The sequence below is a fragment of the Anaerocolumna jejuensis DSM 15929 genome (assembly GCF_900142215.1).
Classification (GTDB): Bacteria; Bacillota; Clostridia; order Lachnospirales; family Lachnospiraceae; genus Anaerocolumna; species Anaerocolumna jejuensis.
Genome location: NZ_FRAC01000018.1, coordinates 127,060 through 139,418, shown reverse-complemented (window position 1 = coordinate 139,418; position 12,359 = coordinate 127,060). Strand labels below are relative to the sequence as shown.

Sequence of the window (12,359 nt, the reverse complement as noted above, 5' to 3'; positions counted from 1 at the left end):
TGGCAAAACGGCTGGAAATTCATTATACCCCAAAGCATGGAAGCTGGCTCAATATAGCTGAAATAGAACTGAATGTCATGACAAGGCAGTGTTTAAAACGGCGAATATCAGAGATTGAAAAACTAAGCCAGCAGCTATCTGCTTGGGAACAAGAGCGTAACAGTAGCAAAGCAACTGTACAATGGCAGTTTAAAACAACAGATGCAAGAATAAAGTTGGCATCTTTATATCCAAAGCTTATAAGACCAGTTATCGATTTGGCTTCACACTAGTACAGCGACCATTTAATAAGTACCCTATTAAGTGGGAGTGTCCCAAAGTTTGTGTAAACCTTCAAACTGATATAAAATAAAATTACTCAGTTTGGAGGTTTTATATTATGGCAAAGAGAAGAAGGGACGAATCTCCCGAAAGACAGGCACTACGTGAAATGGTTAATGGATACCTGAAAGAAAATCCAGTTAAGAATGGAACAGACGTCAATGCTCTCATGAGAGAAATGATGTCTGTCATTTTGGAAGGTAGTCTGGATGGCGAAATGGATGAGGAACTGGGTTACTCCAAGTACGATTTCCGGAACAAAGAAACAGATAACAGCAGAAATGGCTATAACTCAAAAACATTATATACCAGCTATGGAGACATGGAACTGGATGTTTCCCGCGACCGAGATGGGGAGTTTGAACCTAAAATCATTAAGAAATATCAAAACACTTTGACCTAGGATATGGAGGAAAAAATCATATCTATGTATGCCAAAGGAATGACAACCGCAGATATTGAGAGCCATATGCAAGAGCTTTATGGAGTAGATATATCAGACAGTACCATCAGTCGGATTACTGACAAAATACTCCCTATCGTGTAAGAATGGCAAGAACGACCACTAGAAGAAATCTATGCTGTAGTGTTCATGGATGCCATACATTTTCATGTCAGAAGCGAAGGGCGAATTGTAAAAAAGGCTGCCTACATCGCCATTGGCATTGATATGAGTGGACGTAAGGATGTTTTGGGGATGTATGTCGGCGAAAACGAAAGTGCGAAGTTCTGGTTGGTTTTTAGGGTTGTCAAGTAAAACTCTTCTCTGACAGTCCTAAATACCTTGTTTTAGGATAATCGTTCTTCAAAAAATATCTCAAGCTGGGAATGAATCTGTCCCCAGTCCTGGCGGTTTCCCGTCCATTTCTTAGTGATATCCATGTTGCTAGGTACAGCATTTTTAGCAGGCTGTCGTCTGTCGGAAATACAGTCTTATTACTATTTATTTCCACCGTACCTATGCAAGTATTTAACCACATAGCAACCAAGTATCTTTAACCCCGAAAGGGGTGAATATTATAGAAACTAAGATGGCTATAGTGCCTCTTGGAAAAATCAAAGTAGTTTGCTATACTGTGCCTAATGGAAATATATGGAAAGAGGTCTTGGATGCAGAGGAATTATGATATTGATTGGCTTAGAACGCTTATTGTGATTACTATTATTCACTTTCACGCTTTTATCATTTTCAATCAGAATCCAGAAGCGATAATGTATGTGAAAGATATGACAAATGTATTGGCCTTTAATAATATTGGTGGTGTACTTGATCGTTTTAATATGGCAACTCTGTTTCTTCTTTCTGGTATTACGATTTATTACTCGCTGCAAAGCAGAAGTATAAAGGCATTTTTATCTGAACGTTTCAAGAAATTGTTATTGCCTTTTTTAACAGGAAGTATATTGTTAAATCCAATCATGACTTATTTCTGGAGTATGAATCAAGGTGATAGCGAGAGCTTTACGGAGCATTATATAGGATTTTTTACTAAAAATGTGGGTGGTTTAGATGGTTTGAATGGCGGCTACACACCTGCGCACTTGTGGTTTGTTTTATATCTTTTTATTTTTTCATTAATGGGCTTACCATTTTTTCTATGGTTAAAGTCAAATAAATCTGAAAGAATAAGGAATTCCTTAGCAGTTTTTTTCTTTAAACCAGTGGTTTTATGTTTACTCGCTGTTCCTTATTGCTTTATATATCTGATTGAGATACTTAATGAGAAAAATCCGATTGCATACTTCTATTTAATTCTAATCGGTTGTATTTTTGCGACGGACGCCAGATATATAAAAGCTCTGAATAGAGATAAATGGATTTACCTCGCATTGTCCGTTTTCATGTTTATCTTATTTTTCCGATATAAAAATAGTGATATTGAAAGTACATTTGGAATATATTCATTTGCCTTTATAGAAAAGCTTTTAAAGATAATTCCGGCTTATGCACTGATAGGTCTATTCAACTGCTATATAAATAAGAATTCGAGATTTCTTAAGTATCTATCAACTGCATGTTACCCAATTTATGTAATTCATATGGTAATCCTCACAGCCATAGGCTTTAATGTAATTAAATTCAATTTATCTCCGGTTTTCAAGTTTTTTATTATTGTAATAGCGAGCTATTCATTTTGTTTTTTAATTTATGAATTATTAAGACGGAGTCGATACATAGGTATACTTTTCGGTATACAGAGAAAAAAAACGAAAACGAATACAACGATTCTTGAAAACATTGTCTGATGATTTAAAAAACAGTCCAAAGAAAGCTGTTACACCTTATCATCTAGGAATCCTGGCTCCATGGGCTACTGGCTACAAGCGGCATTTTTTCTGACCGTTCAAGGCACGTTGAGACAGTGATTCTGATGCAGCATTGTGTTACGGAAAGCAAAAAGTAGGACTTAATTACAAAATACTGTATTTTGAAGTTGGAAAATGAGACTAAGATCAGGACAAAATGCCGATTTTAGCCCTTTTTTTCAGCGAAAAATACTTGGCGGTATCGTAATAAGCAATGATATGAAGATAAGTAAAGAGTGTGGCTAAAGAGGGAGAAAATACTAGAAAGAATTATTAGAGGATGTTGAGGCTTATACTTATGTAACATTAAAGGCATTTGAAATTCATAATCTAATGCATAAAGTAGGTTAAGGAGCTAAAAGTATTGGGTAATAAAAATTAAAAGGTGTGGACTTAATAGATTTACACTTTTAACGACCATTATTAGGGTGGCTATGTTTTACAGCTAAATTAGCTATAATTTTTTTGTAAGGACTTACCTATGCTACGGTAAGTCCACAAAGAATTCTTCATACTCAGCTTTGAAAATCTGCTTTAAAGCAACTAAAACACTAATACGTATACCGTAAGAACCAGTCTCCATCTGAGCATACATCGCTCTCGAAACATTACAGTTCATTATCTGTAATTGGGAAGCAACTTGTTCTTGTGATAACCCGGCACGAGTGCGAAGTTTTTTCAATGCACTGCCGATAGTGTAGTCTTGATATAACCATTGTGACATATTTCCCCTCCTTAAGTTTGTAATTATAGGATTACAATATATAGTTGATATTAACAAAAATTTGAACTATAATTGTAATGCTACGATTACAAATAAAAAAAGGAGGCAAAAAAATTGCAAGGGAACCAATATAATGAAAAACTTACATTATGGTCATTGGAACATAAGAAAGAATGGGAAATTATATGCGGTATCAGGATAACCGGTTTGGATACTAATTTAAAAATATTAGAAATGATTAAAGCGGCAGGCTTTAGAGAACTGCGAGATATGATGGCATTTAGAATATATTATTGTATGTATGAAGATTTACCAGAAAGTCAAAAAGTAAGAGATTAATTCAAACTAGAGCGTCAGAAAACATATTGCCAGACAGATTGCCGGAAGCATTCGTTAATTGATTTTTTGAAATACGGGTAGCTGATGACGATGCTAATACTAGTGAGCACTATTTTTAACAATGTTCGTTCGGATGTTTGTGAAGCCGTAGATTGCCATGATGCATGCTCCACCTTTAGTTGAAATTACTGATGAAATCATCAGAAAACCGTACAAATCCAATAAAAAATAATTGTCCTTTGTTAATACAGTGATAAACTAATACAAATTAAAAATTGCATAATATTAATCTGCCACCAAAGCTCCACCGGGTTTAACCACAAGAAACCGCAGAATAATATCATAAGAATCCCTCTGTATCTATCACTTGTGGTGTTAGTAAAGTGATAGATACAGAGGGAAAGTGATATAAGGAGTGATATTATGAAGCTGCATGAAAGTGAAACCATTGAATTAAGAGAAAATTTTACGTCTAAATTCAAAAATGAAATCATGGCATTTGCAAATACGAATGATGGAACAACATCTGCAACAGCATCAGAAGATGCCGTACGTGAGACTTTGTTGAAAGCCATTATCCACAGAGAATTTTCCTTTAGAGGCAGCACGATTATTAATCTTTTTTTTGTGTGGATTTTCGATATTCTAATGGTGTTACTCCAATTCTCTTCTTAAACTGCTTTGTAAAATAGGAAGAATCACCAAACCCGACGTCTTCGCCGATTTGATGGATTGTCTTGTCAGAGTCTGTTAATAGCTGCTTTGCAGCGTTGATTCGGATTTCCAGAAGTAACTGTAACGGGGACATTCCGTAACGTCCTTTGACGGAACGGATGATGTGTGCGGGATGAAAAGAAAATATTTGTGATATATTCTCCAGTGTTATGGATTGCTGGTAATTTGAAACAAGATAATCGTAAATATCTGAAACAAAATCCTTTTTTTTATCAGAACCCATGGAACTGAGTAAAGATAAAATTTTCAGAAAATATATTTGACCTTCAAGTTCGGAAACAGTTGAATGGTAAAACAGCTTTTCACGTTGAAATTTATCGATTTTTACTTGGGATATGTTCTCCATATAGCGTTCCAGAGCACTGAAATCTTCTGGGTTGATGGTGCCATGCTGTGAAACAGATATGATGAATTCATCCTTTTTATAATACTTGTATTTGTTCAGTTTATCGAGCTTGCTTGTAGCAGCGGCGTTCGAATACGCATAATGACCTTCAGTATAAAAATGTAACCAGGAAAACATCGTTTCCTCATCACAAGCTTTGTAGCCTTTGTGAATGTTATTTGGTGGCAAAATCAAATAATCACCGGGTTCCAAAACGTATTTTTGGTTGTTTTCGTCCATGTATAGTTTTCCGGAGCGTACAAAAATAAGATCAAAGGCATTTTGCATGATTCTTCTTTCGTGAATATCACCTTTGCGAAACATGGACAGACCGCCACAGATTAAATGGGGCAGCGGAGGGCATAGGTAGTGTATATATAACATGTTGACTTTTACCATCCTTATATAGTTGTTAATTTTGTTATATACAAATCTCTTGAAGTTAGCGTGTTATAAGAAAATTGCTTGATTGGTACAGCTTAAACACACTTATTTTAGATAATAATGTTATATAACAAAAGTTAATAATGTTGTATTTGTCATCAATAATAGCTGTTTTGATGGTTGTTGTCAAGATGTATAATAGGCGTATCAACAGATGCCTGTATTTGGTGAAATTGTACAAAAACTCTTATGGCAGCAATGCTCGAGAATTGCTGGTGTATACAAGGGCTGGGGTATCTGTGAAAAATATATTGGAGGAGAATTATTATGTCAGGTGTATTGAAAAACTACCGATTTTCATTAATTTTATTGGCAGGTGTATTAGTAGGTGCAGTGTTAGGAATAATCCTAGGACCTAAAGCATCTGTGTTTCAGCCATTTGCTAACATATTTTTGAATATTGTATTTTGTATTATTATTCCGCTTGTTTTCGTTTCCATTTCTAACTCAATTGCAGGGATGGCCAATCTACGGAAGTTGGGAAAGACACTTAGTGTTTTAGTTGGTGTTATCGTAGCAACAGGTTTGATTTCCTCCTTTTTAGCATTGCTTACGGTCTTTATTTTTAATCCTTCTCAGGGGGCGACACTGGATCTATCAACTTCATTTGATGCGTCAACAACCAATACTGCGATACAATTTGATTCAATTTTAACGGTTTCTAGTTTTACCGATTTACTATCTCTTTCCCACATGTTACCTTTAATCATCTTCTCGATTCTGACAGGTGTTGCTGTGGGTATGGCAGGTGAGGAAGGTGTTCCGGTTGCCAATCTATTAAAGAGTGCAACCGCAGTTATCGGCAAATTTGTTCAGATTATCATGTATTATGCACCAGTTGGTATCGCTTGTTATTTCGCATCACTAATCGGTAGCATGGGTACGCAAGTTATTGGGTCAATTGTTCGTTTGTCAATAATTTACTCTGTATTCTGCGTATTATATGTAGTTATATTCCATTCTTGTACCGCTTTTGTAGGTGGTGGAAAAGAAGGTTTGAAACGTTACTGGAAACACATTTGGCTGCCAATGGCGACAGCAGCCGGAACATGCAGTAGCAGTGCAAGTATGCCTGCAAACATAGTAGCAGCTGAAAATATGGGTATTCCAAAGGAAACAAGAAACCTTGTTATTCCTCTTGCAGGACTTATTCACAAAGACGGTGTTGTTATCGTTCAGATTATGAAGATTGTATTCCTGTTTGGCGCACTTGGCTTAGATTTTACAGCTTCCGATGCGGCGAAAGCAGTTCTTGTTGCTTTGATCAGTGGTATGATTGTTGGAACCATTCCAAGTGGTGGATTCATTGGTGAAATGTTTATCTGTACAACATTTGGTTTACCAATTGAAGCAGTTCCGATTCTTGTTATTATGGGTACTATTACAGATCCCTTCTGTACAACAACAAGCGTTACAAGCCAGCCAGCTATTGCTATGGTGGTTGCCAAATTAACGGAAGGAAAGAAATGGATTAATACAACTTTGGGTATGAAAGGTGAAGAAGTAAATGCAAATTAGTGACGGAGATATGGGTGCTGAACATGTACTTGAACATGATGCTGCAGGAATTTATCTTGGGAATCTAAATACGGTTGATTCGGATTTAGATTTGCCTTCGGAGGGAAGTCTTGGATCTAAAATCACTTGGCACTCGGGAGAAATCCTATTTGTAAGTGATGAGGGAAAGATCACAAGGCCAACATTTGGGGTCGGAGACCGCGTGGTTCCCCTGACAGCGAAACTTACCTTTCAAGATGCGACGCTTGAAAAACAGTTTCTTGTAACAGTAATTGAACAGGAAGCCTCACATGATATCAGAAGCATCCTCCCGGTTCATGTAGATATACGTATGAATGATATTGTTAAGCTTCCTGCTTTCGTAATTGTTGAAAAAGAAGATGATAATTTTAGTGTAGAAAAAGTTAAGTGGGATGATTTTGAATCGAAAAGCTTTGATATGCCAGGAAACTTTGATATATTTGGCTGTGTTGAAAATACGGAATTAAAGGCGGTAGCGCATATAAAGATTTTAGAACAGATGGCAGAGGACAGATCAAAAGACAGCAAGAAACGTGTATTTGAGTTTCCGGGTGAGAGTGTGAAACTGTTGGAGGGATCGCAATTCATCCATGCACAAAATACATTTTTGCAATATCTGTTGAGTATCGATGACGACCAAATGCTCTATAACTTCAAGGTAGCAGCTAACCTTGATACAAAAGGAGCACCTCAGATGACGGGCTGGGATGCACCGGAATGTAACCTAAAGGGACATACGACAGGGCATTATCTATCTGCGCTTGCTAAGGCATATGCTTGCACGAAAGATGATAAAATCAAGAAGAAACTTTGCTATATGGTAAACGAACTGGAACAGTGCCAGAAATCACTTTCTTCGATGGATGGGTTTCATGATGGATTTTTAAGTGCATACTCGGAAGAACAGTTTGATCGATTGGAAGAGTTTGAGAGATACCCGGCGATTTGGGCACCATATTATACCTTGCATAAGATAATGGCAGGACTCTTGGATACATACCGCCTAACCAATAATGAAAAGGCGCTTGTGATTTGTACACGGTTAGGAAAATGGGTATACAATCGACTCAGTGTTCTGCCACAGGAAAAACTTGATAAAATGTGGTCTATTTACATTGCAGGTGAATTCGGGGGAATGAGTGAAGTTCTGACAAACTTATATTTTGAAACGGGTATTAATGAGTTCTTAGTAGCTGCCAACTATTTTAATAACGATAAGTTGTATTATCCAATGGGTGAGGAAGTTGATACACTTGACAATATGCATGCTAATCAGCACATTCCGCAAATTATAGGAGCTTTGAAGCTTTTTGAAGCGCAAGGCAATCGCAAATATTTTGATATCGCGAATAATTTTTGGCACATTGTTACACAAGACCATGCTTATCATATAGGTGGAGTTGGCGAGAATGAAATGTTTAATAGAAAGGGAGCCATCGCTTCTTATATTACAACGAAGACGGCAGAAAGCTGTGCCTCTCATAACATGCTTAAGCTGACCAAGGATTTATTTACACACATACCGAATCACACTTACATGGATTATTACGAAAATGTGCTCGTGAATCACATCTTGTCTGCCTGCGATTTTCATGAAGCAAGTGGTGGAACTACCTATTTTATGCCACTTTCTCCTGCAGGACAGAAGAAATTTGATACGTTTGAGAATACATGCTGTCACGGAACAGGGCTGGAGAATCCGTTTGGTTTTACCGATGCCATTTATTTCAAAGATAAGGCTGCATTGTATGTGAATCTGTATATTCCATCGGAAGTCGCTTGGGATGAAAAAGCAGTGACGATTTCTCAAACAACTAGAGCACAATATATGACAAAAGTAACCTTCAGAGTAAAGGGTGCAGCGCAGTTTTTACTGAAGTTAAGGAGACCATCCTGGGTGGTTCAACCAGTTGTAATAAGCATAAACGGAGAAATTCTACAAGATGTGAAGTTGAATGATGGATATTTTGAAATCGATCGCTTTTGGAATAACGATGAAATAGAACTTCAGTTACCATATTCATTTCACTTGCACCGAACATCAGATGATCCAACTATAGCAGGAATATTTTATGGTCCGTTATTATTGGTTGCGCTCAGCGATAATCCGGAGTATATGAATCTTTCGATCAATGAAAATACGATTTGCGATAAGATGAAAGTGAAGGATGGAGGCAATTCATTCGAGCTGGAGGGAAACGTTTTTATTCCGCTCAATCAGATATATCATCAAAAGTATAGTGCATATTTCAAAGTAAATAATTAATTGTATCGTATACTGTGTTTTTGATATTTTGGAGTCTTAATAATTTTACTAAATCCATGAAATGCTGTAAATGATGGAAACATTGTTTTGGCAGCATTCCATGGATTTTTTGTGTATCATATAAGCCCCCATTTACTCTTTCAAAATGAATTTAGTCTTGCAAAGTAGAATTTACTTTAGCATTTTACTTGATTATGGAAAAATAATAATAAAATAATAAAAACCTATTGACTTGAAGTTAACTCCAAGTGCTATGGTTATAATGTAAATATATTTCTGCCTTAAAAATTTGTATAAGTTTATTTGTACTATAGACTCATTAACAGCCTGGCAAATAAAAAACAAAAATTAAAGCAGAATATTAAGTACTCTATGGAAGAAAAGGGAACAAATTGAGCATGAAAGGAAGGTATTATGATGAAAAAATCTAAAGTTTATTACACAAATGAAATTACACCTGAAAGTCTGATTAAAATTTATGAAGCTATGGGTGTTACTCTTAATGGTAAAATAGCAGTCAAGATTTCTACAGGAGAACCTGGGGGTCATAACTTTTTGAGTCCGGTGCTTATAAAGGAATTAGTACAAAAACTGGAAGGTACTATTGTCGAGTGTAATACAGCCTATCCAGGTAGGAGAAGTATGTCAGAAGATCATTGGAAAGCTATTGAAGAGCACGGATTTAAGGCTATTGCGCCTTGTGATATCTTGGATGAAGAGGGTGAAATACCACTTCCTGTTTTGAAGGGAAAACATCTGAAAGAAAATTTTGTTGGAGCACATCTTAAAAAATATGATTCTATGTTGATGCTATCTCATTTTAAAGGGCACGCAATGGGCGGATTCGGAGGTGCATTGAAAAATATGTCTATTGGGCTTGCATCCTCTCACGGAAAGATATGGATACACTCAGCTGCAAAGAGTGAAAGGTTTGAAGATGCTTTTACGACCGACCAGGACTCATTTCTGGAATCAATGGCAGAAGCTGATCAATCCGTTATTTATTATATGGGCAGCAAAAATATTGTGTATATTAATGTTGCAAATAAGATATCCATAGACTGTGATTGTGATTCTAACCCTCATGACCCTGAAATGGCTGATATAGGTATCTTTGCATCTGCAGATCCAGTGGCCTTGGATCAGGCTTGTGTAGATGCAATCTATAATTCACCGGATACAGGTAAAGTATCTCTTATTGAGAGAATGGAGAAACTTCATGGTATCCATACGGTAGAAACTGCTGCTGAATTAGGACTGGGCTCCAGAGAATATGAACTTGTCTCAATTAATTAATAACAGAGCAGTATATGATAAGTTAGAAATAGATACAGGAGGTTAGTAAATATGTCATTAGATGAAAAATATAAATTATTACAAGATAATATAAAAAGCAGAGGTAGTGCCGCTATTGCATTTTCGGGAGGGGTGGATAGCACTTTTTTAGTATATGCTGCCCATGAAGTGTTAGGTGATAAACTTATAGCTGTAACTGCCACCTCATCAACATATCCAGAACGTGAATTAAAAGAAGCGATTCAGTATGCTAATGATATGGGGGTTAAACATATTATAATAAATTCGGAAGAATTAGATATCGAAGGTTTTGCACAGAATCCCAAAAACCGTTGCTATTACTGTAAAAAAGAACTGTTCACAAAAATAGCACGAGTTGCAAAGGATAATGGAGTCGAATATATTTTTGACGGCTCCAATATTGATGATACGGGAGACTATAGACCTGGAATGCAGGCTGCAAGAGAATTAAATGTAGTAAGTCCGCTTAAAGAGTCTGGACTTACCAAAGAGGATATTCGTGAACTGTCTAGGAAATTGAATCTGCCTACATGGGATAAACCTGCTTTTGCCTGTCTTTCTTCCAGATTTCCTTATGGAACTCAAATTACAAAACCGAAGCTGAAAATGGTAGAAGAGGGAGAACAATTTTTGCTTGATATGGGAATTCGCCAGATTCGTGTAAGACATCACGGAGATATTGCAAGAATAGAAGTTTCACCTGAAGAAAGAGAACAATTTTTTGATATTAAGGTGATGGATAATATAAGCAATAAATTTAAACAGATTGGATTTATCTACGTTACACTTGATATGTCAGGATATCGAACCGGAAGTATGAATGAGGTACTTTCATCTGAGGAAAAGACGCTTAAATGATTTATTTATGGGTTAATATGAAAGACATATTGAAAATAGAATCTGTCAAAAGCTGATGTAAGTTACAAGAGCAAATAAATAACAGAAATTATATTCAATTTTTGTATATAAGATATTCCGCTTTTTTCAGTTTAATTATAGAAGTAAAGCTATGAAGGCAGAAATTGACCGGAAGGTGATTTTGCTTTTGTAGCTTTTTATCTATAGTAAAAAAATAAGTGGATTCGATCGAAATAAATTACTATTTTGGAGGAAGGTATGGAAGCGAAAGAGGTATTAGAAAAAGTAAAAAAAGGCGAGATATCAATTGAAGATGCTGAAAGCTTTTTTCGAAGGGAACCATTCGAGGAACTTGGCTATGCAAAGTTGGACACTCACCGAAAAATAAGATCCGGATTTGCTGAAGTTATTTTCTGCAGTGGCAAATCCGACGAGCATTTACTTGAAATTTTTAAAAAATTATATCAGAAAGAGGGGGAGGTCTTAGGAACCAGAGCTTCGAAGGACCAATATGAACTAATTCATAAAGAATGTCAGGAAGCTGTGTACGATCCTCTATCCCGTATTATTAAAATTGAAAAAAAAGATAAAATACGAACTGGGAAAATTGCAGTATGTACGGCTGGAACTGCCGATATTCCTGTAGCGGAAGAGGCAGCACAAACAGCGGAATATTTCGGAAGTAATGTCGAACGAATTTATGATGTTGGCGTGAGCGGATTACATCGCCTGTTGGCAAAACTTGAGGTTATTCAAAAAGCGAATTGTGTTATTGCGGCAGCCGGAATGGAAGGGGCTATGGCAAGTGTACTTGGCGGGCTTGTAGATAAACCAGTCATTGCTGTTCCGACTTCAGTGGGTTATGGTGCTAATATGAATGGAATTGCTGCATTATTGACAATGATTAATTCCTGTGCAAATGGAGTTGCAGTTGTAAATATTGATAACGGTTACGGAGCTGGATATATGGCAACACAGATTAATAGGCTTGCTGTTAAAGCTGAAATTTAATTTTATCATACCAAGAATAATATTGGTGTATTTAGATACAGATGTGAATAAATACTTGAAGTATTTATTCAGGTACTTTAAACATATTGGGCTAAAAATAAAGTTACAAAAGG

The 12,359-nt window shown here is 36.3% G+C and carries 11 protein-coding genes and 2 pseudogenes; 10 read left to right on the top strand and 3 right to left on the bottom strand.

The genetic code is table 11. The features are described from left to right. Both BUB77_RS17690 and BUB77_RS29515 read left to right on the top strand, forming a co-directional pair. A partial coding sequence (locus BUB77_RS17690; protein WP_170866684.1) for a transposase occupies positions 1-272 on the top strand: 272 nt, incomplete at its 5' end. Positions 273-379: 107 nt separating this feature from the next. Next, positions 380-1,057: pseudogene (locus tag BUB77_RS29515) on the top strand (IS256 family transposase); the annotation flags it as partial. Between the two features lie 53 nt (positions 1,058-1,110). On the opposite strand, the pseudogene BUB77_RS31025 reads toward BUB77_RS29515, so the two are convergent. After that, positions 1,111-1,259 (bottom strand): annotated as a pseudogene (locus BUB77_RS31025) (IS256 family transposase); the annotation flags it as partial. Positions 1,260-1,431: 172 nt separating this feature from the next. Here BUB77_RS31025 and BUB77_RS17680 point away from each other — a divergent pair. After that, on the top strand, positions 1,432-2,568 hold the full coding sequence (locus BUB77_RS17680) for an acyltransferase family protein (RefSeq protein WP_073278171.1): 1,137 nt from the start codon (positions 1,432-1,434) through the stop codon (positions 2,566-2,568). A 544-nt stretch (positions 2,569-3,112) separates the two neighbouring features. On the opposite strand, the gene BUB77_RS17675 is transcribed toward BUB77_RS17680, so the two are convergent. Then, positions 3,113-3,352 (bottom strand): helix-turn-helix transcriptional regulator, encoded by a 240-nt coding sequence (locus BUB77_RS17675; protein WP_073278170.1) that lies wholly within the window; start codon positions 3,350-3,352, stop codon positions 3,113-3,115. 114 nt (positions 3,353-3,466) lie between these two features. On the opposite strand from BUB77_RS17675, the gene BUB77_RS17670 reads away from it, so the two are divergent. After that, entirely contained in the window at positions 3,467-3,691 is a 225-nt protein-coding gene (locus tag BUB77_RS17670; RefSeq protein ID WP_073278169.1) for a hypothetical protein, read from the top strand. A gap of 423 nt (positions 3,692-4,114) precedes the next feature. Beyond that, positions 4,115-4,366, top strand: coding sequence for a hypothetical protein (locus BUB77_RS29505; RefSeq protein ID WP_139241226.1), 252 nt, complete (start codon positions 4,115-4,117; stop codon positions 4,364-4,366). On the opposite strand, the gene BUB77_RS17665 is transcribed toward BUB77_RS29505, so the two are convergent. Then, entirely contained in the window at positions 4,305-5,135 is an 831-nt protein-coding gene (locus BUB77_RS17665) for an AraC family transcriptional regulator (protein ID WP_207650846.1), read from the bottom strand. The genes BUB77_RS29505 and BUB77_RS17665 overlap by 62 nt on opposite strands. 387 nt (positions 5,136-5,522) lie before the next feature. On the opposite strand from BUB77_RS17665, the gene BUB77_RS17660 reads away from it, so the two are divergent. The 5 genes from BUB77_RS17660 to larB all read left to right on the top strand — a co-directional run bounded on the left by BUB77_RS17660 (position 5,523) and on the right by larB (position 12,246). Further along, a complete protein-coding gene (locus BUB77_RS17660) occupies positions 5,523-6,773 on the top strand; it encodes a dicarboxylate/amino acid:cation symporter (RefSeq protein WP_073278168.1) in 1,251 nt (416 codons plus the stop codon). Then, positions 6,763-9,060 (top strand): beta-L-arabinofuranosidase domain-containing protein, encoded by a 2,298-nt coding sequence (locus BUB77_RS17655; protein WP_073278167.1) that lies wholly within the window; start codon positions 6,763-6,765, stop codon positions 9,058-9,060. Before BUB77_RS17660 ends, BUB77_RS17655 begins: the two co-directional genes overlap by 11 nt. A gap of 417 nt (positions 9,061-9,477) precedes the next feature. Next, complete coding sequence (locus BUB77_RS17650) at positions 9,478-10,356, top strand: DUF362 domain-containing protein (RefSeq protein ID WP_073278178.1); 879 nt, start codon at positions 9,478-9,480, stop codon at positions 10,354-10,356. 51 nt (positions 10,357-10,407) lie between these two features. Beyond that, positions 10,408-11,235 carry an ATP-dependent sacrificial sulfur transferase LarE gene (larE, locus tag BUB77_RS17645; protein ID WP_073278166.1) on the top strand — a complete coding sequence of 276 codons (828 nt, stop codon included), beginning with the start codon at positions 10,408-10,410 and terminating at the stop codon, positions 11,233-11,235. 258 nt (positions 11,236-11,493) lie between these two features. Further along, the gene (larB, locus tag BUB77_RS17640) at positions 11,494-12,246 is read left to right on the top strand and encodes a nickel pincer cofactor biosynthesis protein LarB (RefSeq protein WP_073278165.1); all 753 of its coding nucleotides are present in this window, start codon (positions 11,494-11,496) and stop codon (positions 12,244-12,246) included. The last annotated feature ends 113 nt before the right edge of the window (positions 12,247-12,359 follow it).